At 57.5% G+C, this 24,091-nt stretch carries 22 protein-coding genes; 14 read left to right on the top strand and 8 right to left on the bottom strand.

Features of this window, described 5'->3' with window-relative positions; genetic code table 11:
- Positions 1-96: 96 nt before the first annotated feature.
- The 10 genes from hpnC to QN370_RS11050 all read left to right on the top strand — a co-directional run bounded on the left by hpnC (position 97) and on the right by QN370_RS11050 (position 12,167).
- On the top strand, positions 97-906 hold the full coding sequence (hpnC, locus tag QN370_RS11095; protein ID WP_322127892.1) for a squalene synthase HpnC: 810 nt from the start codon (positions 97-99) through the stop codon (positions 904-906).
- A 94-nt stretch (positions 907-1,000) separates the two neighbouring features.
- Positions 1,001-1,834 carry a presqualene diphosphate synthase HpnD gene (gene hpnD, locus QN370_RS11090; RefSeq protein WP_322127893.1) on the top strand — a complete coding sequence of 278 codons (834 nt, stop codon included), beginning with the start codon at positions 1,001-1,003 and terminating at the stop codon, positions 1,832-1,834.
- A 7-nt stretch (positions 1,835-1,841) separates the two neighbouring features.
- On the top strand, positions 1,842-3,155 hold the full coding sequence (hpnE, locus tag QN370_RS11085; protein WP_322127894.1) for a hydroxysqualene dehydroxylase HpnE: 1,314 nt from the start codon (positions 1,842-1,844) through the stop codon (positions 3,153-3,155).
- A 218-nt stretch (positions 3,156-3,373) separates the two neighbouring features.
- Complete coding sequence (locus tag QN370_RS11080; protein ID WP_322127895.1) at positions 3,374-4,936, top strand: glycosyltransferase family 2 protein; 1,563 nt, start codon at positions 3,374-3,376, stop codon at positions 4,934-4,936.
- A gap of 2 nt (positions 4,937-4,938) precedes the next feature.
- Entirely contained in the window at positions 4,939-5,967 is a 1,029-nt protein-coding gene (locus QN370_RS11075; RefSeq protein WP_322127896.1) for a polymer-forming cytoskeletal protein, read from the top strand.
- A 113-nt stretch (positions 5,968-6,080) separates the two neighbouring features.
- Entirely contained in the window at positions 6,081-6,941 is an 861-nt protein-coding gene (locus QN370_RS11070) for a hypothetical protein (protein WP_322127897.1), read from the top strand.
- A gap of 276 nt (positions 6,942-7,217) precedes the next feature.
- The gene (gene wecB, locus QN370_RS11065; RefSeq protein ID WP_322127898.1) at positions 7,218-8,393 is read left to right on the top strand and encodes a non-hydrolyzing UDP-N-acetylglucosamine 2-epimerase; all 1,176 of its coding nucleotides are present in this window, start codon (positions 7,218-7,220) and stop codon (positions 8,391-8,393) included.
- The gene (locus QN370_RS11060; RefSeq protein WP_322127899.1) at positions 8,383-9,204 is read left to right on the top strand and encodes a YaiO family outer membrane beta-barrel protein; all 822 of its coding nucleotides are present in this window, start codon (positions 8,383-8,385) and stop codon (positions 9,202-9,204) included. The genes wecB and QN370_RS11060 overlap by 11 nt, the downstream gene beginning before the upstream one ends.
- A gap of 5 nt (positions 9,205-9,209) precedes the next feature.
- A complete protein-coding gene (locus QN370_RS11055; RefSeq protein ID WP_322127900.1) occupies positions 9,210-10,049 on the top strand; it encodes a hypothetical protein in 840 nt (279 codons plus the stop codon).
- Between the two features lie 270 nt (positions 10,050-10,319).
- Positions 10,320-12,167, top strand: a complete 1,848-nt coding sequence (locus QN370_RS11050; RefSeq protein ID WP_322127901.1) for a hypothetical protein — start codon at positions 10,320-10,322, stop codon at positions 12,165-12,167.
- A 90-nt stretch (positions 12,168-12,257) separates the two neighbouring features.
- Here the strand turns inward: QN370_RS11050 and radA are convergent, their stop codons facing one another.
- Positions 12,258-13,640, bottom strand: coding sequence for a DNA repair protein RadA (gene radA, locus QN370_RS11045; RefSeq protein WP_322127902.1), 1,383 nt, complete (start codon positions 13,638-13,640; stop codon positions 12,258-12,260).
- A gap of 19 nt (positions 13,641-13,659) precedes the next feature.
- Entirely contained in the window at positions 13,660-14,745 is a 1,086-nt protein-coding gene (gene alr, locus QN370_RS11040; protein ID WP_322127903.1) for an alanine racemase, read from the bottom strand.
- A gap of 178 nt (positions 14,746-14,923) precedes the next feature.
- Between alr and lplT the strand changes: the two genes are divergently transcribed.
- Positions 14,924-16,186 (top strand): lysophospholipid transporter LplT, encoded by a 1,263-nt coding sequence (gene lplT, locus QN370_RS11035; protein WP_322129156.1) that lies wholly within the window; start codon positions 14,924-14,926, stop codon positions 16,184-16,186.
- 27 nt (positions 16,187-16,213) lie between these two features.
- Here the strand turns inward: lplT and QN370_RS11030 are convergent, their stop codons facing one another.
- From QN370_RS11030 to tsaB, 4 genes are read right to left on the bottom strand one after another with little or no spacing between them, the layout of a single operon-like run.
- Positions 16,214-17,164, bottom strand: coding sequence for a DUF1853 family protein (locus tag QN370_RS11030; protein WP_322127904.1), 951 nt, complete (start codon positions 17,162-17,164; stop codon positions 16,214-16,216).
- A complete protein-coding gene (locus tag QN370_RS11025; protein ID WP_322127905.1) occupies positions 17,154-18,089 on the bottom strand; it encodes a uracil-DNA glycosylase in 936 nt (311 codons plus the stop codon). The genes QN370_RS11030 and QN370_RS11025 overlap by 11 nt, the downstream gene beginning before the upstream one ends.
- Complete coding sequence (gene rimI / locus QN370_RS11020; protein ID WP_322127906.1) at positions 18,086-18,577, bottom strand: ribosomal protein S18-alanine N-acetyltransferase; 492 nt, start codon at positions 18,575-18,577, stop codon at positions 18,086-18,088. The genes QN370_RS11025 and rimI overlap by 4 nt, the downstream gene beginning before the upstream one ends.
- Entirely contained in the window at positions 18,574-19,320 is a 747-nt protein-coding gene (gene tsaB, locus QN370_RS11015; protein WP_322127907.1) for a tRNA (adenosine(37)-N6)-threonylcarbamoyltransferase complex dimerization subunit type 1 TsaB, read from the bottom strand. The genes rimI and tsaB overlap by 4 nt, the downstream gene beginning before the upstream one ends.
- An 82-nt stretch (positions 19,321-19,402) precedes the next feature.
- On the opposite strand from tsaB, the gene QN370_RS11010 reads away from it, so the two are divergent.
- Positions 19,403-19,819, top strand: a complete 417-nt coding sequence (locus QN370_RS11010; RefSeq protein WP_322127908.1) for a thioredoxin family protein — start codon at positions 19,403-19,405, stop codon at positions 19,817-19,819.
- Between the two features lie 5 nt (positions 19,820-19,824).
- Here the strand turns inward: QN370_RS11010 and QN370_RS11005 are convergent, their stop codons facing one another.
- Positions 19,825-22,083: a xanthine dehydrogenase family protein molybdopterin-binding subunit gene (locus QN370_RS11005; protein WP_322127909.1), complete on the bottom strand. Its 2,259-nt coding sequence runs from the start codon at positions 22,081-22,083 to the stop codon at positions 19,825-19,827.
- A 112-nt stretch (positions 22,084-22,195) separates the two neighbouring features.
- Between QN370_RS11005 and QN370_RS11000 the strand changes: the two genes are divergently transcribed.
- Entirely contained in the window at positions 22,196-22,702 is a 507-nt protein-coding gene (locus QN370_RS11000; protein ID WP_322127910.1) for a DUF1993 domain-containing protein, read from the top strand.
- Between the two features lie 51 nt (positions 22,703-22,753).
- Here QN370_RS11000 and QN370_RS10995 read toward each other — a convergent pair whose 3' ends face one another.
- The gene (locus QN370_RS10995; protein WP_323581721.1) at positions 22,754-22,891 is read right to left on the bottom strand and encodes a hypothetical protein; all 138 of its coding nucleotides are present in this window, start codon (positions 22,889-22,891) and stop codon (positions 22,754-22,756) included.
- Between the two features lie 150 nt (positions 22,892-23,041).
- On the opposite strand from QN370_RS10995, the gene QN370_RS10990 reads away from it, so the two are divergent.
- A complete protein-coding gene (locus tag QN370_RS10990) occupies positions 23,042-24,052 on the top strand; it encodes a restriction endonuclease (protein WP_322127912.1) in 1,011 nt (336 codons plus the stop codon).
- Positions 24,053-24,091 lie beyond the last annotated feature (39 nt).

The following is a 24,091-nucleotide window of genomic DNA, read 5'->3' as shown; positions in this document are numbered from 1 at the left end:
TCGGAGCTTAAAACAATTACTGACCAATCGGTTAGTAATTATTACAAAAGTCCGACTGATTTTTTCAAACCCCTTTCTGGTCAGGAGAAAACCCGCATGGCCGTCGATCATTACGAAAACTTCCCGGTTGCCTCCATCCTGCTGCCAGCCCGTCTGCGCCCGGCCGTCGAAGCCATTTATGCCTTCGCCCGCAGCGCCGACGACATCGCCGACGAAGGCGATGCCAGCCCGCACGAACGCATCGCTGCCCTCGATCTCTACGAAGCGCAACTTGACCTCATTGCCACGGGCGGAATCCCCGCCGAACCGATGTTTCGCAGACTGCTTGGCATCGTGCTTGGCTGGCAATTGCCGCTGGGGCCGATGCGCGACTTGCTGTCGGCCTTCCGGCAGGATGTCGTGACGACGCGGTATACCGATTTCACGACGCTGCTCGATTACTGCCGCCGCTCGGCCAATCCGGTCGGCGCGCTGATGCTGCATTTGTATGGCGCGGCTGACGTGCGCAACCTGGCGCAATCGGATGCCATTTGCAGCGCGCTGCAGTTGATTAACTTCTGGCAGGACGTCGCTATCGACTGGCAGAAATCACGCATCTATTTGCCGCTGGAAGACCTGATCCGTTTCGGTGTCAGCGAAACCCAGCTGGCCGAACAGCGCGTCGATGACGCCTGGCGTCAACTGATGGCGTTTGAAGTCGATCGTGCGCGCGCGCTGCTGCTGGCAGGTGCGCCACTGGCTTTGCGGTTGCCGGGGCGGATCGGCTGGGAATTACGGTTAGTGGTGCAAGGCGGATTGCATATCCTCGCGGCGATTGAAGCGGTCGATTACGATGTCTTTCGCCAGCGACCTGCGCTGCGCAAGACCGACTACCTGCGCCTGCTATGGCGTGCACTGCGTATGTAAAAATTCTGGTAAATACTGGTGGTATCGACATAAGGTTTGTCGGTATCGACGCGGTCGGCTAGCATAGCGACTTCGATTCCTGCCCGGCGCATCCATGTCTCCAGACGAGTACTGCCAACAAAAAGCCGCGCAAAGCGGTTCCAGTTTTTATTACAGCTTTTTATTCCTGCCGGCCGAGCGCCGACGGGCGATTACGGCGCTGTACGCGTTTTGTCGTGAAGTCGACGACACCGTCGACGAATGTACCGATGTCGGCATCGCCCGCACCAAACTGCACTGGTGGCGCGGCGAAATCGGCGCGATGCTGGCCGGCACGCCGACCCATCCGGTCACGCTGGCCTTGCAACCCCACATGGCAACCTACCAGCTTGATGGCCAGCATTTGCTCGCCATCATCGATGGCATGGAAATGGACCTGGATCAAACCCGCTACCTCGATTACATCGGCTTGCAGAAGTACTGCTGGCATGTCGCCGGTGTGGTCGGCATTCTGTCAGCCAGCATTTTTGGCTATACCGACAAGCAGACACTGCGCTACGCCGAAAAACTCGGGCTGGCATTCCAGCTCACCAACATCATCCGCGACGTCGGCGAAGATGCCCGCATCGGCCGGATCTACCTGCCGGTCAATGAACTGCAGCAATTCGGCGTGACGGCAGCGGACTTGCTCAATGCTCGTCACAACGGCCAGTTTGAAAACCTGATGCGCTTCCAGGTCCGCCGGGCGCAGAGCGCCTACGATGAAGCGTTCGCACTGCTGCCGGCGGCCGACCGGCGTAGCCAGCGACCGGGCCTGATGATGTCGGCGATCTACCGCGCCTTGCTCTCGGAAATCGAACACGACGGCTTCCATGTACTGAACCAGCGGATCTCGCTCACGCCAATCCGCAAGCTGTGGCTGGCGTGGCGCACCTATATTCGCGGATGAGCGCCCGATGACGCTGCACACTGCCGTCATCGGTGCCGGCTGGGCGGGCTGTGCTGCCGCTGTCGAACTGGCGGCGGCCGGTCGCCGCGTCACGCTATTTGAAGCGGCTCGCACGCCGGGTGGCCGGGCACGTCAGGTCACGGTTCAGGGCCTGTCGCTCGACAATGGCCAGCACATCCTGCTGGGAGCCTACCGCGAGTCGCTGCGCCTGATGCGTCAGGTTGGCATCGATCCGGACACCGCGCTATTGCGTCTGCCCTTGCAAATGCGCTACCCGCCAGGAACCGGCATGGACTTCGTTGCCGCTGCCTTGCCGGCACCGTTGCACCTGGCAATCGCCTTGTGGCGTGCCAGTGGACTAAGCCGCGCCGACAAGCTGGCGCTGATGCGATTCTCCTCGGCGGCACGCTGGATGGACTGGCGACTCAACACCGATTGCAGCGTCACTGAATTGCTGGAACGCTTCAACCAGACCGACACGCTGATCCGGCTGATGTGGCGGCCACTGTGTATCGCCGCGCTCAACACGCCACCGGATCGCGCCTCGGCGCAAGTGTTTCTCAACGTATTGAAAGACAGTCTGGGCGCACGTCGGGCTGACTCCGACATGCTGCTGCCACGCTGCGACCTGAGCAGCCTGTTTCCGAACCAGGCTGCACACTTCGTCGAACAGCACCTGGGCCAGGTACAGACCGGCACCCGCATCACCGCCATTAACCGACACGATCAGGGATGGCAACTGGCAAGCACCGGTGCCATCCATCATGCCGACCAGATCGTGCTGGCCACCGACATCGGCAATGCCGCCACCTTGCTGGCGCCACTGACCGACGTAACGGCACTGCAGGCATTGACCCATGAGCCGATCACGACGTGCTACCTGCAATATCCTCCGGACCGCCGGCTACCCGAACCATTCCATGCACTCATCGATGATCCGGAACAGCAGCACTGGGGCCAGTTCGTGTTCGATCGCGGCCAGCTCGATGCGCGACATGACGGCCTGTTTGCCGTCGTGGTCAGTGTCTCGACCGAGGCCATCGCGGCGGGCAAGGCCGCGCTGGCAAGTGCCATCGCACTGCAACTGGCGCACGCATTTTCCCGTCCGGAGCTCACCATGCCGATATGGAGCCAGGTCATTTCCGAGAAACGTGCCACGTTCAGTTGCACGCCGGGCTTGCTGCGCCCGGATAGTCCTGCCTCCCTGCCGGGCCTGATGCTGGCGGGCGACTACACCACGATTGCCTATCCCGCCACAATCGAGTCCGCCGTACGCAGTGGCGTGGCAGCGGCCCGGGCGTTGCTGGCTCGAGACGGCTAACCGCCTTCCGGCGCGTATCTCTTCACCCGGGTGGCACTATTGGGGCCACCCCTGTCTGCTCTTCCCGCCTTTCGAGTTCATTTGTTGATTATCAAAGAATGCGGCCAACCGCCGCATACACTTTTCAAACGTTTTGGCCTTGCACCAAGTAGTCCGTCCTACAACGCGGACAGGAGCCGGAACCCGTTTCATCAAAAAATACTCAGGGAAGATCAACTATGTGTCACCTCTCCGATGCTGGCAGGGTCCGATATGCGCGCGTTCTGATCGTGCTGTCTGCGCTTCTGATCGCCTTGCCATTACAAGCACAAACAGTCTCGCCGACAAGCGCAGCACCACCGATGATTCAGGATGACATCCCCAGCAACGCGCAACGGGCAACTGTCACCGACAGCCCGGCACCTCTGGCACCGGATCCTGAACAATACGCAAACGGTTTCATCAACCTCGACAACATCGACATCCTGGCAGCCCGCTCGGTCGGCATCCGGGACGCGATGCCAACCATCAGTGACCGCCCGCTCGTTGCACTGATGGCGGCAATGCTGTTCTTCATCGTGCTGATCATGGCGCTCTACGGCGTGCGGCACTTCGTCTTTACGCTCAGCAGATTGTTTGGCAAGCAGCGCCATCCTTACATCGATATCGACCAGGCAAACTGGCCAATGATCACGGTGTTCATTGCCGCGCACAATGAAGAAAAAGTCATTGCAGGCTGTATCGAAGCACTACTCGATACCAACTACCCGGCCGACTTGCTCAAAATCGTACCGGTCAACGACCGCTCGCTCGATCGCACGCGCGAGATCATCGACAGTTATGTTGCACGCTTTCCCGGACGCATCACGCCATTCCATCGGCTAACCGGCAAGGCCGGCAAAGCCGCTGCACTGAAGGACGCACTGACGTATGTCGAAGGCGATATCGTCATCATCTTCGATGCCGATTACGTACCCGGTCGCGGCTTGCTCAAACAACTGGTCGCGCCGTTCTTCGATCCCGAGGTCGGTGCTGTCATGGGTCGCGTGGTACCGATGAACGCCGGCACTAACCTGCTCACCCGCATGCTTGATCTTGAACGTTCCGGCGGCTACCAGGTAGATCAGCAAGCCCGCATGAACCTGCGACTGCTGCCGCAATATGGTGGCACCGTCGGCGGCGTGCGCTGCTCGGCAGTCGACGCCGTTGGCGGATGGCACGACGATATCCTCGCCGAGGACACCGACATCACCTACCGCCTGATGCTCAATGGCTGGAAGACCGTCTACACCAATCGCTCCGAATGTTATGAAGAAGTCCCGGAAGACTGGGCCGTGCGCATCAAGCAAGTCAAGCGCTGGTCCAAGGGACATAACCAGGTCATGGTGCGGTACTGGTACAGCTTTCTGACCAGCCAATACCTCAGCCCGCGCGAGCGCATCGACGGCATGCTGTTGCTGCTGGTATTTATCGTTCCACTGTTACTGCTGATTGGCTGGTTCATCGTCCTGGCCCTGTACTTCGCCAATGCTGGCTCATTGCTCAACAGGCTCATCCCCGCTTTTGCCTTGATGGCATTCAGCACACTGGGTAATTTCGCTGCTTTTTTCGAAATTGCTATCGCGGTGCTGCTCGACGGTAATCGCAAGCGACTTCGGCTGCTCCCCTTTAACCTGCTGTGTTTTTTCATCAGCCTGTTTGCGATATCCCACGCCTCCTGGAGTCTGTTGGTCGACTGGCTCTTCAAACGCGAAATGGTGTGGGACAAAACCATTCGCTATCGCCAACCACCGGTACCCTGATCATGAATTCGACCTTCGCCCTGTACCTGTTCTGCATCCTGTGTCTCGCCATGCTCTCGCTACCGTTCATCCCGGCAGTCAACGAGTGGCGCGCACCGAAGGACTGTTCGCCGTTACCGATTTCACGCCAGTACACCAACGAGGTGGATTATTTCACCCGTCAATTTCGTCACGATGCACTCGCTGATATCGCCGGTCAGCGCGACGCAAGCAAGTTCGACTATGTCGATGGTCCACCGGAGCAGATGCGCTGGATGGAAGGTACCCGGCCACTGATCGGACTTACTGCGGTCCGCTCGGCTGCGCCAGTGCGCTGCAACCGGCCGCTCTATCTGCACGCTGACTTCGACTGTGGCGGCAACAGCAGTCTGACCAGCGTCCTGTCACACGGACTGCTACGACTTGGCACGAACGGAGAAATCCTTGAATGGGGTCACGCCGATGGGCCAATTACTCTGGATACCGGCTGTGTCACTTTGCGGCGCCTGTCCTCCAACGTCCGCATCGAACTGGCAGACCGCTGCTGCTTCGAAAGACTCAGCGCACCCACCATTGAGCTAGGAAAAAAGGCGACGACGACACCACAAAAACTGGACATCCATTTACCGGCCAGTTTCGATGACTTGCCAGGTGCAATCCGTCGTACCAGCACCCTGACGCTGATCAAGGGTGACTGCCGACTGATCGACGGCTGCAGCTACACCGGCTCACTAATCGTCACGGGAAACCTGACAATCGGCCATCACACTCTCGTCGACGGTGATGTCAAAGCGCGCAATGCGATACAAGTCGGCCGATCAGCACGGGTCACCGGTTCACTGATCTGCGAAGACCGCATCGAGTTACACGACCATGTCAGCGTGGCGGGCCCCCTGATCTCTGAAACCGAAATTGTGCTGGGAAGCGGCACCATAATCGGCAGTGCCGATGCACCAACCACCATCAGCACCGACAATCTCATCGCACTCTCCGGTGCGGTCGCGCACGGAACTATCTGGGCCAGAAAAGTCGGGGTTGTGTGGGAGCCTTGATGCGCCTTTGGAGGGAGTCTGCGCTCACGTTGCTTTTGCTGGCATTTCCTGTCGCGTTATCCGCGGCACCGGCACTGGATCTGAGGGGATTTGCGGACAACTCGGGTGCCATCATGATCCTCGAAACCGGCAATGTCATCGATCCGTATTTCGCCTTGCAAGCGTTGCTACTGGCTCAGGAAAATGGTCTTGACATTTCTGCCTATGCGACAAGTTGGATAACCTGGCTAACCGCACGCCAGCGACTTGACGGCAGCTTTGACCGCTTCTGCCGCACAGGACCGGTCTGGCTAGGTTGCCGGGAGGCCGATGCAGATGACGCATTACTGGCGATCTGGCTCAAATTCCTCGATACCGTCCCCGCGCAACCAGACAGCGAGCCGACCTGGCGCAAGAGTCGCCACGCTGCCCGCACGACACTGGAGAGCCTCCTTGACAAGAAACGTGGCACCTACCTGGTGTCGCCCACCTTCCAGCATGGGCTGTTCATGGACAACCTCGAAGTATGGTCCTACCACTCGGCGCAAGTCGGACAGGCAGCAAACCAGCGGACGCGACAATTCGCTCAAGCGATCCACAACACTTTCTGGGATGCGCAATCAGGACGCTTTCTGGTGTCGACCCAACCCGAACAAAAAACCGTCGCAGCCGCATTTTATCCCGATCATGTCGCCCAAATTTTTCCTCTGCTTGTCGATTACCCGTTGTTACCCACTGATGCGGGCAGCTATTACCGCAGCTGGATGAAACAGCATCGCGCGCTTTGGCTCAAGCAGGTCAGCCATGACTATGCATGGGGATTGATCGCCTACGTCGCCATGAAACAGAACGACAAGACCTCAGCGCAATGCTGGCTGAGGGAAGCACTGCCGTATCAGCGAACCGGTCACTGGACCGTTACCGATGAAGTCGTTGCACAGATTCTTCAAAGCAAAGGGCTCAAGCCGGCTGTTGCAAATAGTGCATGCAATTAGCGACAAAACCCTTAATTGAAAATTCGACTCAACCTTTGCGTGCTCATTTTTAATGGACAGAGAGTCAACATGATTTTTGTCAAATAGAGCTAAAAAGCCCAATGCTATAAAAGCACAGGATCAAAAAAAATAGTCCTGCTTCTCGTAAGTCTCTCTCCGGAATCACCTTGACAACTTCATCTCATGCGTTGCGCCTGAGCGCATGGAGACTCGTGAAGTGTGGGCATCGGGCATCGACTTTCCACACCAACCAAAACAACCGCATTATTTTTACTCATGCCAAAAAAGACTTTTCTTACTTGTCTGGGAACCCGGCCCGAAATCATCAAAATGGCCCCCGTCTACAAGGCACTCAAGGCGCGCGGACAGCATGTGCAGATCGTCCATACCGGTCAGCATGAGGCCGTTGCCCACGAACTGTACCGCTTCTTCGATATGCCTCCGGACATCGTCATCGACCTGCAGCGCAAGTCCCCGGCGCTGGCCCACCTGACGGCCGCATTGACGGACGGCCTCGCGGAAGCGGTACGCACACTTAAACCAGATGTGATTCTGGTGCAAGGTGACACCAGTTCCGCCTTCGTTGGTGCGCTGACAGGGTATTACGATGACATCCCGGTCGCCCATGTTGAAGCCGGACTGCGTACCCATCAACGCGACCCCTTTCCCGAAGAAAAAAATCGCGAGCTGATCGGTCGACTCGCTCATTGGCACTTCCCGCCCACCGAACAGGCACGCGAAAACCTGCGCGTCGAAAATATCTCGACTGACAATATATTCATGGTCGGCAATACCGTGATCGATGCAGCACTGTGGACCCGCGACCGCCTGCACCATCTCCCCCGCGACAATAATCCGGCAATCCCGGAAAGTGCCCGTGACTTTTTGCTTCAGCATCGCGACGACCGTCTGATCCTGATCACGGCACACCGCCGCGAAAACTGGGGAGCACCAATACGCCAGATTGCGCAAGCTGCCGGTGCGATAGTTGCGCAACATGAGGATGTCATTGTGGTGTGGCCGGTCCATCCCAACCCAACCGTTCGCAGCGATGTCGAACGCGAAATATCGGCACTACCGCCCTCCGTCAGAGAGCGCATTTGTTTGACTGATCCACTCGACTATCCGGCACTAATCGATTTGCTGGTGCGCTGTCATTTCACGCTGACCGACTCCGGCGGCATTCAGGAAGAGGCGTCGGCATTTGCAAAACCCGTACTGATCGCCCGCACGAGCACCGAGCGGCAGGAACTTGTCAACGCTGGCGGTGCCTTGCTAGTGGGTACCGATGTAGACGAAATTTGCCGACACGCGCGGCTTCTGCTTGAGGACAGTGCAGCTTACCGACGCATGCAGGTCCGTCAAAGCCCGTTTGGTGATGGCCATGCCGCCCAACGGATAGCAGCCATCCTGGCACCGGCCATCTCTCGTGGAGCCGAAATTGCCCGATAATTATTCCCTCGGTTGCGTTGCGCTCGCCCTGACCGGACTAACTGCACTGACAGTGCATGCAGAAACGAGCCGGACCGATCCGCCGGATTGGCTATTGCACCCCGCCCTGCGTTCATTTGAAGTGACGACAGGAACCCAGCATCTGACGGGACCTTATTCGTCATGGCACCACGTGACACTCCACGGCGTGATGGAACAAGAAGACCATGTGCTGCAAGGCGAGCTATCAAGCAAAAACGAATATGACACCAGCGGCACGTTTCTCGGCCTGACCGATACCATTACCATCGATAACAACAGGTTTGCCAGTCTCTCAATCGGGGTTGGAGATGGCGCTTTTTATTTGCCACGCTATCGTCTTGATGGCTTCCTCTATAACAAATGGCTGCCCGAGAAAAACTTTGTCAGTGCGCTCGGAGTTGGCTATTACGATGCTCCGGACGGCCATGTCGATACCAGCATCAGCCTAGGCGGTGCCTGGTACTTCGAGCAGCCGCTCGTTCTGGAAGGTGGCGTCCGATTCAACCGCAGCAACCCCGGTGGAGTGATGACACACCAACAATTTATTGCCGCCAGCTACAACCCGGACCCGCGTAATGCGTGGTCGGCCCGGGTGGCGTGGGGTAGCGAAGGGTATCTGCCACTGGCACTTGGTAACAGTCTGGTGAACTTCAACAGCCAGGAAGCCAGCCTCGCGTGGCGCCGCCAGATCAACCAGAACTGGGGGGCCAGCATCAGCATTAACCACTACCGCAATCCGACGTATGAACGCAGCGGCGTTGATATCGGTTTGTCACGTCATTTCGATTGAACACTATGCAAAGTCAAAAAGAAAACCTCTCTGCGCACAAGCGGCTGCGTCATGTCGCCATCGAGTCGGCCACGCGGGCCATACAGATCGCAAGACAACATCATGCGATGGCAGGCCAGCATCGGGCAATGCGCAGACTGACCGCTGGTCCGCTCGTGATTGTGCAAGCCCTCTTGTTGCCCGTCCTGTTTTGTTCGTTACTGCTGATTGGGGAACCATTAATCCTTCATCTCTGGCACGACTGCATACAATTCTGGCTGACACGTCTGGACATTCCGTTGCAAGCCCAGCAGCAAGTGGCCTCAACGGGCACCTTGTCTTTTGAATGGATAGGCGCTGCCAATGCGTCTTACATGCCGAGTTTTACGACCAAGCTCCTCTCTGCACTGGCCACCTTCGTCATGTTTGCGTTGACCTCAAACATCAACAGGGACAGGTTACCGTTGCAATACTTGTTGCGTATCGTCTGTGTCGTACAAGCGCTGGCCCTGTTATTTTTCTGGTACGCGCCCTCTCAATTTCCTTACTCGATCCCCGATCACATGCGCGCCATCATCAGCATGGGCAGCATGCTGATGATGGCCATTCCGGTGATGCTGGCGATTGGCTATTACCTGTTGGACCTCAGGCTATCGGTCAAAATCGTCCACACGATTTTTATCCTTGGATACTTTATTCTGATGATTCCGCACAAGGTCGTCTTGCACACACTGATTCTCTACAAGATGTCTCTGCTCTACATGCCCGTGTTGTACCTCTGCCTTGGTGCAGTCTTCGACATGCTGCTCTTTGTTGCGCTCTATTCCTGGACGGTCAGTCTGGTTCCAGAAAGGGTCACACGATAGTGCAAGGTATCCCTCCGCCGTCGCGACGACACATAGTGAGATTTATCGCGAGAAAACACTCGTCTTGATAATGCGCAAATTACGTTCAAGCCTGGATGCTTATAGTCGGGCCGGTGGTGAAATCCGTCTTCCGCTGGGTATATCGCATCGAAAAAACCACTAAATTTTCCAGAGGATCGCTTTCCTACCGTGTCGTACCCAGTTTCAATACGGTCGCTGACGGCCGCATCATCAGTCAGCAACCTCATCGTTTAAAGTAAGGACTTACGCTTGAAAATCATTAAAAACGGCTGGATATTGCTAGCCATTGCAGTGGTCGCCAGCAGCACACTCGCCTACGCGATCTGGCCGACATTCGACCAAAAACGCACATTGGCGTTACTTGTGGCCGATGGTACTGATACCGATGCCCAACAGATCTGGCAGCAGGCGGCACTGGAAGAAGGTATCAAGCTCGAAGTCGTCAGTGCCAGCCAGTTCCTGCGTGCCCGGCCATCCGATCAGAAAACCTATGCCGGGATCATCGTGCCCGACAAACTCCATCGGCGCGCCTCCACGTACCTGACTGACACGCTCCGCGATTATGTCAGGCAAGGCGGAAAACTGATGCTGGTCTTCGATGCACTGACCTATGACCTCAATGGCGCGTATGCCCCGGAGAGTGCCCGCCTGTCCGATGTCGCAGGCGTTGACTACGCGATGTATGAAAAATTCGGCAAGGCCGTCGTGCGTGCCAGCCCGATCATTGGCACGAGAGAATCCGTGTCACGTATCGGCATTCCTCCCGGGCGAACCGACGTGGAGAAGGCCGTGTCGTTCAATAACCAGACCTTCGATCACTGGATGACGACCTATCGCTACAGCGAACTAAAATATCCGCTGTTCCAGACCGGCACCGTCGCACCCGATACCGAGGTGATGATGCTGACGCCCGAAACACAAGTCGTCGCTGCCAGGCATCGGCTCGGCAAGGGTGAAACGCTGTTTATCAACCTGCCGTTGGGCTTGCTCAAAAACCGTACAGATGGCTTGTTGATGCATTCATTCCTGCGCTATTTCTCAGACGAATTTGTTGGCCTGCCCCGTTTGCTGTCCGCACCGGATGGCATCGGCGGACTGATTCTGAATATCCATGTCGATAACGGCGCCGCCATCAAGAGTCTCGCCACGCTACAAAACATGGGAATTTTTGATCAGGGTCCGTACTCGATACATTTTACGGCCGGCCCTGACGTCAATCAGTTCGGCGACGGTTTAGGGATGGATGTCGTTCACAACAGCACAACCCAGCAATGGATACGTTATTTGCAAGCGCGCGGCAACGCCATCGGTGATCACGGTGGCTGGATCCATAACTATTTCGGCTCGCGCATCAACGATACCAATAGCAATGAATATGAAAAATACCTGGTCTACAACAATGACGCGCTACGCAACGTCACCGGTCGACCAATTACCGAGTACTCGGCACCGATCGGCAACCATCCGCGCTGGGTCACCGATTGGATCGGGAGTCACGGCATTGAAACCTACTACACCACATCCAACCTGGGCATGGGTCCGACACGGATGTTCCAGAACAATGCCCTGATCGACAAACGGACCTGGTCTATTCCGATCACGCCATTCGGTCGTATTGCGTCGTTCGAAGAAGCGATGTTCGCCAAACAACCGGCTGGACCGATGACCGACTGGCTAGTTTCACTCACCAACTTTGTCGCTACCAACCAAACCATCCGCCAAATTTACTGCCATCCGATCGGCGTCCCCTACTACGCGGACTCAATGCGTGCCCTGCTCGACACCGCCAGGTCACTCCATGAACAGCACTTGTTTAATTGGCGCACGATGACCGACGTGGCGCGCTTCATGAGCCGGAGGGAAGAAGTGCAGTGGAAACTGAGCGATCAGGCTGGCGAACTGGAACTCAAAGCGAGCCACAGCACCTCACTTGCCCAAATGGCTTGGCGCATCCCGGCAACGCTGTGCCACAAACCGCAGATTACCCGCGGCAAAGGAATCGTCAGCAGACAGGCAGACCATATCTGGCAGGTCACCGCCGGCGAAGTCCGTGAACTCACCGTGACCTGTGCAAGAGAAAGTGGCGTCAGTCACTAAGCGTCTGTCGGACTGAGGGCGAGACGGTCACGGCAATGCGGGCAAGAGACGGTGCCTTCGACGATCGTCATGCCCGACCAGAAAAAAGAATTACAGCGCCGCATCGCGGATTTTCTCGAGTGCCTCGTCAATGCGCTCGACAGCGATAATGGTCAAGCCTTCGACCTTGCCTTTTGGCGCATTCGCCTTGGGTATCATCGCAATCGAAAATCCCAGCTTGGCGGCTTCCCGCAAGCGCTCCTGTCCACGCGGTGCCGGGCGAATTTCGCCAGCCAAGCCGACTTCGCCGAAAACTACCAGACCGCGCGGCAGCGGCTTGTTGCGCAGAGATGATTGAATCGCCAGCAGCACGGCCAGATCTGCGGCCGGCTCGGTGATCTTGACGCCACCAACGGCGTTAATGAAGACATCCTGATCGAATGCCGCAACACCGGCATGCCGATGCAGCACGGCAAGCAGCATTGCCAACCGGTTCTGGTCAAGGCCAACCGACAAGCGGCGTGCATTTGGCGCATGCGACGTATCGACCAAAGCCTGAATCTCGACGAGCAAGGGCCGTGTTCCTTCCTGCGTCACCATCACGCAGGAACCCGGCACCTGATTGTCATGCTGCGACAAGAACAGCGCCGACGGATTGGACACCCCTTTCAGGCCCTTCTCCGTCATCGCAAACACGCCGAGTTCGTTGACTGCGCCAAAACGATTCTTGACCGCACGCACCAAGCGAAAACTCGAGTGGGTATCGCCTTCAAAATACAGCACCGTATCGACAATATGCTCAAGAACACGCGGTCCCGCCAGTGCGCCTTCTTTGGTCACATGGCCGACCATGATGATGGTCACGCCAGTCTGCTTGGCGGTACGTGTGAGTTGCGCCGCGCACTCACGCACCTGGGCCACCGAACCCGGTGCCGAACTGAGCGCATCCGAATACACGGTCTGAATCGAATCGATCACGGCCACGTCCGGCTTGTGTTCGGCCAGCGTGTAGAGGATTTTTTCGAGCTGAATTTCTGCTTGCAACTGCAGATCCTTGGCGTCAACCGCCAATCGTTTGGCACGCAGTGCAATCTGTGCGCCGGATTCTTCGCCGCTGACATAAAGCACTTTTTTGCTACGCGACAGATTGGCGAGCGCCTGCAACAGCAGCGTCGATTTGCCAATACCAGGATCCCCTCCGATCAGCACAACACCACCTGGGACCAGACCGCCGCCGAGCACCCGGTCGAATTCTTCGATGCCAGTGCCAAAGCGTGGCACCTCGACCGCTTCGATATCGGCCAATGAGAGCACCGGCGCGGTTTGGGCCAGACTGACTGGTGCGGCCTGTTGCGACAACCGGTTGATACCGGCTCCTTCGATCTGGGTTTCGATGAGCGTATTCCACTGCCCGCAGGACGGACATTGGCCCGTCCACTTATTGCTGATTCCACCGCAGTCGCTGCAGGTGAAATTGGTTTTTACTTTTGCCATGGGACCTGGTTTAAAAAATCTATCGCTCGGTGACGCGCACGCGCGGGGCGATGGCGCACATCAATTCATAGCCGATGGTACCGGCTGCCTCTGCCACTTCATCGATCGGTAAACCGTCTCCCCACAGCGTGACGCAACTACCATGATGCGCCGTGGGGATCGCTGTCAGGTCAACCGTCATCATATCCATCGAGATGTTGCCGACCAGTCGGGTACGGACTCCGTCAACTAACACTGGCGTACCCGTCGGCGCATGGCGCGGATAGCCATCGGCATAACCGCAGGCCACCACGCCGATGGTCATCGGCGCATCGGCGATGAACCGGCTACCGTAACCAACGGCATCGCCGGGATGGATTTGCTGGATCCCAATCAACTCACTCTGCAACGTCATCGCCGATCGCAAGCCGAATGCACCGGCAGGTGACGTCTTGTGTGCCCCGGGGGTCCCTCCGTAAAGCATGATGCCGGGACGGACCTGATGGCTACGCATATCGGCATGCATCAGCGTGGCAGCAGAATTTGAAATATTCCATGGTGCATCCAGCCCGGCGCTGCCTAGCTCGAATCGACGTACTTGTTCAGCCAGTGGCAGACCCGGATTGTCAGCGGCATCCGCATTGGCAAAGTGCGTCATCAACGCAATGCTTCCCACTTGGGCGTTGGCACGCAGACGCCGATAAGCCGCAGAAAAATCTTGCGGCATGAAACCGAGTCGATTCATGCCGCTATTCATTTTCAGGTGGACATTCACGGGCACGTCGAAACGTGTTTTTTCGAGCCAGCCTATTTGCTGAGGACAATGTATGGTCACTTCGAATTTGTGCTGCGCCGCAAGCCGGAAATCGCTTAGGTCAAAACAGCCTTCAAGCAGCAGGATGGGCTTCTGCCAGCCCAGCTCACGCAAGGCAACTGCTGCCTCGGGCTCGATCAGCGCCAGCCCGTCGGCAGCACCGAACGCCCGCATCCCGCGCTCCAGGCCGTGACCATAAGCATTCGCCTTGACCACTGCCCAAGTGGTCGCCGCGGGCAGTCGTCGACGTGCTTCAGCCAGATTATGCTGCAACGCAGAAATATCAATAATGACGACAAGTGGTCTAGGCATAGTTCCGATGAAGAGTCATAAAAAGGGGCGAATAAATGAAGGTTTGATAGCGCTTGATTAAACACCCTTCATTTTACCGGAGCGGCCCTCCCCAACACTGCCGCAAATTCAGAGTTGCCAGATATTTTCATGGTATAAAGCAAGCCGACATCACCACCATAGCAACCCCAGCATGCGTATGAATCGCGGTTTTTACACCATCATGGCAGCGCAATTTTTTTCATCGCTGGCCGACAACGCATTACTGATAGCCGCGATCGCGCTACTTGCGGAGATGCACTCACCGCAATGGATGACGCCATTGCTGAAATTGTTTTTTGCCCTCTCCTATATCTTGCTGGCCGCCTTTGTCGGCGCATTTGCCGATGCCATGCCCAAGGGGCGTGTGATGTTCATCACCAACCTTGTCAAGGTCTTCGGTTGCAGCCTGATGTTTTTAGAGGTGCATCCGCTACTGTCGTACGCCGTCGTTGGCATCGGTGCCGCAGCCTATTCGCCGGCCAAGTACGGCATCATGACCGAACTGCTGCCGGCAGAGCGACTGGTCGCCGCCAATGGCTGGATCGAAGGACTGACGATTGCCTCCATCATTTTCGGCACGGTGCTTGGCGGATCGCTGGTCAATCCGACGATCGCCGCCACGCTGCTGCAGTTCGACATGCCTCTCATCGATACCGGCGTTGATACGCCGATGGAAGCCGCCCTGTCGGTCATTGCGCTGTCGTACCTGCTAGCCGCAGCGTTCAACCTGAAAATCCCCGATACCGGTGCACGTTACGCGCATCAGGAACGTAATCCACTGCGCCTGATCAGTGATTTTGCGCACTGCTACAGGACGCTCTGGAAAGACAAGCTGGGCCAGATTTCTCTCGGAGTGACGACCTTGTTCTGGGGCGCTGGCGCGACGCTGCAATTCATCGTCCTGAAATGGGCCGAAAAATCACTCCATATTCCACTCGATCGCGCAGCAATTCTGCAAGGCGTGGTCGCCGTCGGCGTGGCTATCGGTGCCGTCGCTGCGGCCCGCTTCGTTCCGCTGAAAAAATCCCTGTCGGTGATGCCGCTGGGCGTGGCGATGGGGCTGGTGGTGATCTCGATGACGTTGGTAACGAGTGTGTGGCTCGCCTATCCGCTGCTTATCCTGATCGGTGCGATGTCGGGATATTTCGTGGTGCCGATGAATGCCCTGTTACAGCATCGCGGTCATGTACTGATGAGCGCCGGTCACTCGATCGCGGTCCAGAACTTCAATGAAAACCTGTCGGTCCTGGGCATGCTGGTGCTGTACGCGATCATGATCAAAATGGACCTGAACGTGAACCTGGTGATTTTCATGTTTGGCTTTTTCGTCTCTTCCATGATGCTGGTCGTCATGCGCAAGCACCAGCGCAACCAGCGGGAATTTGACTCCCTGGCGCTGATCGGCGAACACAAGCATTAACTAACTATGAGCAGCTATGACCAGCCATCAGCGGCTGTGACTGGCGATGAAGGCCCGCTGTGCACGCTGGCCAGCGCGTTCGCGCCAATCATCCGGGACGATGAAACCGCGCCTGATTTCCTGCGCAATACCATCGACGGCACGCAACAGCGACACCAATACCGGCGTCGAGGTTTGCGCAAAATGCGCTTCCAGCGCGACGATCATCGCGGCCTTGTCTACCGTCTGGTCAATCTCGATCTGCAGCGGTGCGAGCCACGACAACCTCGGCAATAACACAAAACATTCGGCATCCAACTGACCGGCATCGGCCTGAGCGCACCAGAAGCCGCGGCAATGATCCGCTCGCACGCCGAGCGCCGGCGAAGCCTGATCGTTACCGTGATAAAACAGCCAGCCCTTGATCAGCGCGCAAGCCCGTTCAATCGGTGCCGGCAAATGCGCTTGGGCATCCGGATGCCCACCCAGTGCAAGCTGACGATCGAGGATCTTGCGCATTTTGGTTCCCAGCGTATCGGCCAGATTCGGTCCGACAAAATAATCCCCATCGGCACTGCCTTCGAGCAAGTACAGCTTGGTCGCGAATTCCCAGTGTTCAAACTGTCCGGCAGTCTGCAACAAGTAATCGAATTCACCGATGGTCTGGTTTTTTTCCGACTGAACTTGCACGCCATGTGCGACTAGCATGCCTTGCCGAAAAAAATAAAAGGCCAGCAATTTTTCGGCATATCGACCGAGCCGCTCATAAGGGCGCAGCATCAGAAACGCGTGCAAATTTTCCGGTGCGCCATCGAGCGCTGCCAACCATCTATCAAGATCGGAGGCCGGCGTCAGCGTGGCAATCTTGCCTTGCCATTGTGCAGCGGCAGGATCGAGCAGATCGGGAGCGTCAAGCAGCCAGGCCAGCGCGCGTACATGCGGGTCGCGCAAGCCCGACCAGCGCGCATGAAAAGCTACCTGAAAAGGCTCAGACTGCAAGTTTGCCGTCGTTCGCATAGGCCTGTGCAGCCAGGCACAGATCACGCCATGATTTGGCCTTGTCCAGCGGCTTGCGCAGCAGATAGGCCGGGTGGTAAGTGACCACGACAGGGATGCTGCCGTAGCGGTGCGTGTGCTCCCGCAACGTGGCGACAGCAATTTTCGGATCGCCGCCAAGTAGCGACAAAGCCGCTACCTTGCCAAGTGCGACGATGACAGCAGGCTTGAGCAAGGTAATCTGACGTTCCAGATAAGGTCGGCAGGCAGCACTTTCGTCGGCGCTTGGTGGTCGGTCCTTGCCGTCAGCATCTACCGGGCGGCATTTCACCGCATTGGCCAGATAACTGTTTTCGCCACGGCGCAAGTCAAGTGCCAGCAACATGCTGTCGAGCAGTTTGCCCGCAGGACCGACGAACGGCTCGCCCTGCTGATCCTCGACGGCACCCGGACCTTCGCCAACGAACAACCAACCGGCTTTTGGGTCGCCTGTACCGAGTACCGCCTGCTTGCGGTTCCTGCAAAGCGGACAGCGGGTGCAGTTGGCGACGGCAATATCGAGCTCTTGCCACGACATGCTGGCGATAGCGACAGCGCCGTCATCAATGGGAGCGACAAGGAGTGTCGTGGCAGGAGCCGCAGCGGCGGCCGCCTGAACTGGCACTGGCACTGGCACTGGCACATCGTCCCATGCCGACGCAGCTTTCTCCTGCTTCATATTGACCGGCGCGGCAACCATCGTGACAGGTGGCATTTCCGATGGCGGCAACGCCGAAGGCGTCCGTACCGGCACACCTGACGGCAGCGGACTTGGCACCACACTTGGTGATGTCTGCACCGCCCTTTGTCGTTGAACCCAGACCGGGCCAATGCCCAGTTCCTGCAAGAATCTGCCACGACGCACGCTATCTGCACTTGCCGCTGTCATGGTGTGAGCCGCATCACAATCGCATCCTCGCGACCACCGATACCGGCCGGATAGTAATTGCGGCGTAACCCGATCCGCACGAAACCATAGCGTTCGTACACCTCCAGTGCCCGCAAATTCGACGGTCGCACTTCCAGCAGCACCGATCGCATCCCTTCCTGTTTCCCCAGCGCGACGATTTTCTGCAACTGGTAACGACCGAGGCCGTGTCCATGCAAATCGCCTCGCACCGCAATATTGAGCAGATGTACTTCATCGACCGCAAACATCAACAGGAAGTAACCGAGCAACCTGCCCGATCCGTCGCACAGTACCCACGCCGGGTAATCACTGCGGATTGAATCGATAAAATTACCGCGTGACCAAGGATGCGGATACACCGTGCCTTCGATCGCCAGGACTTCGTCCAGGTCCTGCTCGGTCATCCGTCGGAATTGCAGCGACGGATCCTGATACGGCACCTTCACCGAATGAATCACCAGACTCATACGGTGACCTGCTGGCTTTTTAACAGACGCTCTGCCGTCGTCAGCGCAATCTTGTTGCGCAAATAAATGGGTTGGGCATCGCGGGCCGCAACCTGTAATCCGGCGGCCAGTGCCAACCGTGCCAGCGACCCGATCTGGGCAGCATGCGGCATCAAGTCTGCACGGGCATCTTGCATGAACAGGCGCGTGGCGAATTGCGCGGCATAGGCGGAGACGCCATTACCGCAAGCCGTGACCGCACCGATCGGCAGGACACGATCGGGCGCTGACAGACAAGGCGCAATGACGATCTCGCACGTCGGCGTAAAACGATATTGGGCCCAATAAACTTCCCCCATTCGGGCATCGAGCATGGCCAGTACTGCACCGGCACCGGTCTGTTCATGGCAGGCAAGCGCCATCGCTTCGAGCGTACTGACCGCGACCACCGGACGATCGACACCAAAGGCCAGGCCCTGCGCAGCGCCGCACGCGGTGCGTACGCCGGTGAATGAACCTGGACCGGCACCAAAGGCGATGGCTGAGCAATCGGCCAGCCCAAGCCCGGCTTCCTGCAATACCTGCTGCACCATCGGCAACAGCGTTTGAGAGTGCGTTTGCGGGCCGATGGCCAGACGGCTCAGGACGGCAGAGCCGTGCAGCAGGGCGACGGAGGCGGACTCGGAGGAGGTATCGATGGCGAGGATGGTGGGCATGACGCGCATTTTACCGCGCGCGGTAGCGATACCGGTTGAATAGCTCAAATGCCTGGTCCGACACGGCATGCTGGAGAAAAAGTGGCAACATGGATTACGATGGTGCTTTTCGTCATTCGCCCTTTGCCTCATGACTAGTCTGATCTTGAACGATGACACCCTCCCCCAGTTGCAAGAATGGTTGCGCAGCGACGACCTCCTGGTCGCTTGCCTCTGTGCGGCCTGGTGCGATGTCTGCCGCGACTACCGCCCGCAATTCGATGATCTGGCCGCGCGCCATCCCGACAAACGCTTCTTGTGGATCGACATCGAGGATCAGGCCGACATGCTGGGCGATATTGAAGTGGAAAACTTTCCGACACTCTTGGTCCAGCGCAACGCCCATGTCGCTTTTTTTGGCAGTGTCCAGCCAGGTCTGCAACTAGCCGAACGGCTGGTACAGGCGCAAGCAGCGTTGTCAGCCGAGGAGTTGGCCACCGTCGCCGCTAGCCACAGCGGCGAACAGCGCTTCCATTTGCAACGCCTGCTCGATGATGCCGCCGGCTAACCTACTCAACCCAGTCGCAATGGCAGCGAACGCAATCGGGTGCCGGTCAGTTTGAAAACTGCATTCGCCACCGCTGGGGCAATCGGTGGCACGCCAGGTTCACCGATTCCCTGCGGGGCGTCGGTACTGGCGATGATGACCGTTTCCACCAACGGTGCCTGATGCATCCGCACGACCGGATAATTGCTGAAATTATCTTCCTGCACCTGACCGTTCTCCAGCGTGATTTCGCCAAACAGTGCCGCACTCAGCCCAAAAATGACGGCTGATTCCATTTGCTGGGCAATCAGATTCGGATTGACCGCAATACCGCAATCGACTGCACAGACCACGCGGTGTACATGGATCGTGCGCGCCTTGATCGAGACCTCGGCCACCTGTGCGACGATGCTGCCAAAAGATTGATGCAGCGCCACGCCGTGCGCGTGACCGGCTGGCGCAGCGCCGGCTTTGGCAAGAGCTGCATTGAGTACAGCCAGATGACGCGGATGATTTTTCAGCAGCTCGCGCCGGAAGACGACTTCGTCCTTGCCTGCTGCGAGCGCGATTTCATCGATGAAGCCCTCGGTAAAAAAAGCATTGTGCGAATGGCCGACCGAACGCCAGTAACCAATCGGCACTGGCGTCGGTGCGATCACGTGGGCAATGCGCTGATTCGGGAACGCATAGGGCAAATCGAATTCGCCCTCAACGGTGGTCTTGTCGGGCCCGCCGGAGGGCAGCCCGAAGGTACGCTTGAGTACCTGCTGCGTGATCGAACCCGACGCCGACTTGCAATCGAAACCAATGACCTGACCAGCACCGTCGAACGCCGCAGAGAACCGCGCCAATGCGGCTGGCCGATACATGTCGTGCGTGGTGTCTTCCTCGCGCGACCAGATTACCTGCACCGGCGCACCCTCAGCGGCCAAAGCAATTGCCACAGCCTGCGCCACCATGTCAATTTCCAGCCTGCGCCCGAAGCCGCCGCCCAGATACGTGACATGTACCGTAACCTGTTCCTTGTCGACGCCGGCTACCCGTGCAGCCACCGCCAACGCAATGCTCGGCACTTGGGTCGAGGCCCATAGCGTCACTTTGCCTTCGCGAACCTGGGCTGTGCAATTGATCGGTTCCATCGCGGCATGCGCCAGCAAAGGCGCGCGGTATTCGACCTGCAAGGTCTTGACTGCTTTGCCAGCCAACGCCATGTCGCCGGCAGAGTAATAGACATACCCCGGTTCGCTCTCGAGCTTGGCCACGAGATCGGCAAACACGTCGGCCGTCTTGAGTGCTGCATGCGGACCGGCAACCCAGTCCAGCGGCAGTGCCTTGACCCCGAGCTGTGCCTGCCAGAACGATTTGGCAATCACGGCAACGCCGGCCACGCCACCAGCCGCAGTCGAAAAATCCACGACCTGCAACACGCCCGGCATCGCCCTGATCGCACCATCGACAAACTGACCCACGCTGCCGCCTATCGTCGGCGACATCCGGACCGCGGCATAGACCATGCCGGGTGGTCGCACATCGAGACCGAAGATCGCACTGCCGTCGACCTTGGCAGCCGAGTCGCGCCGCGGTTGCGGCGTACCGATTAACTTGAATTGTGCTGGCTGTCGCAGCGAAATTGTTCCGGGGTTGCTGTGGACGGCTGCCTCGACCAGTTCGCCATAGGTCGTGCGCTTGCCATTTGCATGGCTCACCACGCCGGCGTTGGTCTGACATTCCGCATCCGGCACCTTCCATTGTTGCGCGGCGGCAGCGACCAGCATCGCGCGAGCCGTCGCACCGGCTTCACGCATTGGCCCCCATGCATCCTTGACGCTCGATGAACCACCGGTGACCATCAACCCGAGCTCGCGTGCCACCTTCGACGTCAGCCACTGCGCGCTGCGCTTGACGAGGCCGTTGTCATCCGGATGGAAAGGCAAGCCATCGGCCAGCATCGAGACATTGCCATAAATTTTATCGATCGGTGCCTGCATGATGCGCACCATCGACAGCGGCACATCGAGTTCTTCGGCCACCAGCATCGGTAGCGCAGTATGCACACCCTGACCCATTTCGCTGCGGTGCATGGCGACCGTGACCGTACCATCCCGACTGATCTTGATCCAGCCATTGAGCGCAACCTCCCCATTAGCGACGGGCAAAGCCACGCGCCCTTCCTGACGCTGGCGCGGTGGCATCAGCCCCCAGCCAACCGTCAGCGCGCCGGTCACACCGAGGGCCCCGAGCAGAAAGTAACGACGGGATTTTTTTTTCGGCGGGGTGTTTGGCATAGGCTCTCTGCGGTGACTTATCGGTCACACATCGTACCGCAGAAGACCACTCTGCATGCCTCATCGACGCTAGCTGTGCGCTATCATCCGAAGACCTTTCCAGGAGATCAATATGACTATTTCAATGTACGCCGCTTCCGTCCCCGTATTTACCCAAATGCTCAACAGTCTGACCGACTTGCTCGACAAGGCCGAGACGCATGCTAACGACAAGAAGATCGATCCGAATGCGCTATTGCAATCGCGTCTCTTCCCCGACATGTTTGCACTGACACGCCAGGTCCTGATCGCTGCGGATTTTGCCAAGGGGTGCTGCGCTCGTCTGGCGGGCGTCGACGTACCGAAATACGATGATACGGAACAGACATTTGCCGAGCTGAAGACACGTATTGCCAAGACACTGGCCTTCATCGGCTCGCTGCCCGCCGTACAGATCGACGGCAGCGAAGAACGCGACATCACGACCAGCTCCGGTCCAAACAGCAAATCCTTCAAAGGCCAGACCTACTTGCTCCATTACGCACTGCCACAATTTTTCTTTCACGTAACGACCGCCTACGCAATTCTGCGTCACAACGGCGTCGAAGTTGGCAAGCGCGATTTCATGGGTAAATACTGAGTACAACCAGAACCAGATCTGGTGAGAAGTCATTGAACGACGTGAAATCCATTAATGTATTGCAAGGTGGGTGATGAGTAGCCAGATGGCGCTCGCCATCAGCTTGGTGATGGCCGTCTGGTTAATGCGCGTTTTTTCCCCATTAACATTGGTCGGCTGACGGAGCCTTTCAATCTCGAATAAATGCATGCCGAGGACCTTGGCAGCCAAAAAGCCCGCAATAATTGGGGAAGACCGTTGCAGCAAGTGTCATTAGTTTTCTTATAACAACTTTTTTCGCGTCGCAAAGAGATAACCTGTCGGATAATCAAGGTGGTCAGCTTAGACGGAGACAAGCATATGAACCATGGCAGCCAGCGCAATACCGTTTTCCAGGTCATCACCTTGCTGATGGTTTTCGTTGGTGCTGCCTACGTCGCCAGTCGACTCGAACTGGCGTCGCTGCTACCGGCGCTGGCACCAGAGCAAGTTGCCTGGATCGTGCAATCGCTGCTGGTCATCTGGCTCATCTCTCTGGCATTGTGGCTTGTATTGCTTATCGGGCACTTCCGCAGAAACCGGCCAACCCGGCACGCCATTCGGCAGCGTCAAACAGACACCTTGCGACGCACCCGTGAGTCCACGATACAGAGCCAGTGGCGAGAACCGGATGTCAATAGCAAATGGGCTAGCACCAACCATGATACGAGGGAACGGATTACCAGCATGGAACGCCATCCTGGCTTGAGCACGACGGTTTCGGCGATCGACATTCCACCGCACCACAAATTATCCAGATCTATCATCCCATTGACGGACTGGAGCCTGGAGTTACTGCAGGAATTTGAATGGCGACGCTTCCAGGACGTCTGCTGCAATTTTTTAGATGCGTTCAAGCTCAGCGCTCGCCCACTTGAGAGCTCACCTGACAGCGCGGCAAACCTGCAAATCTGGCAAGAAGGATCGACTGCCATGAACGCCATTGCGTGCACCGTCAGCGGTGAAGTCACCATTCAGGTCGATCGGATACGCGCAGTCCATATGGCGCAACAACGCCACGCGGTCCAACAGTCTTTCTTCCTGACAGCCGGCAATTTCAGCGCGGACGCCATTGCCACAGCACGCAGTCTGAACATCACGTTAATAGATGGCCCTACCCTGCTCAGGCGCATCCTGAAATTACCGCAAAACCAGCAGGAAATGCTACTGCAACTTGCTGTAAAAGGTGATTTTCGCAGCCCGACCTGCCCAGTCTGTTCACGCAAAATGGACTTGCGCAGCGGTGACTTCAAATCATTCTGGCGCTGCACCGGCTATCCGGAATGTCGCTGCCGCATGGCACAGGATGGTGACGAAATACTGCGCCCATGAAGCATTCAGCTACCATGCGCAATTAACGGCGCATTCGAT

It is taken from the genome of Actimicrobium sp. CCI2.3 (assembly GCF_035019065.1).
GTDB lineage: Bacteria > Pseudomonadota > Gammaproteobacteria > Burkholderiales > Burkholderiaceae_D > Actimicrobium.
The sequence above is the reverse complement of the archived record's forward strand: the minus strand, read 5'-3'. Positions and strand labels throughout refer to the sequence as shown.

Excerpts from the sequence above, each read along its gene's own strand:
- lplT (WP_322129156.1), top strand. The coding sequence starts at position 14,924 with ATGAATCGCGGTTTTTACACCATCATGGCAGCGCAATTTTTTTCATCG.
- hpnC (WP_322127892.1), top strand. The coding sequence starts at position 97 with ATGGCCGTCGATCATTACGAAAACTTCCCGGTTGCCTCCATCCTGCTG.
- alr (WP_322127903.1), bottom strand. The coding sequence starts at position 14,745 with ATGCCTAGACCACTTGTCGTCATTATTGATATTTCTGCGTTGCAGCAT.
- QN370_RS11055 (WP_322127900.1), top strand. The coding sequence starts at position 9,210 with ATGCAAAGTCAAAAAGAAAACCTCTCTGCGCACAAGCGGCTGCGTCAT.
- QN370_RS10995 (WP_323581721.1), bottom strand. The coding sequence starts at position 22,891 with ATGCATTTATTCGAGATTGAAAGGCTCCGTCAGCCGACCAATGTTAAT.
- QN370_RS11075 (WP_322127896.1), top strand. The coding sequence starts at position 4,939 with ATGAATTCGACCTTCGCCCTGTACCTGTTCTGCATCCTGTGTCTCGCC.
- QN370_RS11025 (WP_322127905.1), bottom strand. The coding sequence starts at position 18,089 with ATGACAGCGGCAAGTGCAGATAGCGTGCGTCGTGGCAGATTCTTGCAG.
- QN370_RS10990 (WP_322127912.1), top strand. The coding sequence starts at position 23,042 with ATGAACCATGGCAGCCAGCGCAATACCGTTTTCCAGGTCATCACCTTG.
- rimI (WP_322127906.1), bottom strand. The coding sequence starts at position 18,577 with ATGAGTCTGGTGATTCATTCGGTGAAGGTGCCGTATCAGGATCCGTCG.
- QN370_RS11005 (WP_322127909.1), bottom strand. The coding sequence starts at position 22,083 with ATGCCAAACACCCCGCCGAAAAAAAAATCCCGTCGTTACTTTCTGCTC.
- wecB (WP_322127898.1), top strand. The coding sequence starts at position 7,218 with ATGCCAAAAAAGACTTTTCTTACTTGTCTGGGAACCCGGCCCGAAATC.
- QN370_RS11000 (WP_322127910.1), top strand. The coding sequence starts at position 22,196 with ATGACTATTTCAATGTACGCCGCTTCCGTCCCCGTATTTACCCAAATG.
- radA (WP_322127902.1), bottom strand. The coding sequence starts at position 13,640 with ATGGCAAAAGTAAAAACCAATTTCACCTGCAGCGACTGCGGTGGAATC.
- hpnD (WP_322127893.1), top strand. The coding sequence starts at position 1,001 with ATGTCTCCAGACGAGTACTGCCAACAAAAAGCCGCGCAAAGCGGTTCC.
- QN370_RS11070 (WP_322127897.1), top strand. The coding sequence starts at position 6,081 with ATGATCCTCGAAACCGGCAATGTCATCGATCCGTATTTCGCCTTGCAA.
- QN370_RS11080 (WP_322127895.1), top strand. The coding sequence starts at position 3,374 with ATGTGTCACCTCTCCGATGCTGGCAGGGTCCGATATGCGCGCGTTCTG.
- QN370_RS11010 (WP_322127908.1), top strand. The coding sequence starts at position 19,403 with ATGACTAGTCTGATCTTGAACGATGACACCCTCCCCCAGTTGCAAGAA.
- hpnE (WP_322127894.1), top strand. The coding sequence starts at position 1,842 with ATGACGCTGCACACTGCCGTCATCGGTGCCGGCTGGGCGGGCTGTGCT.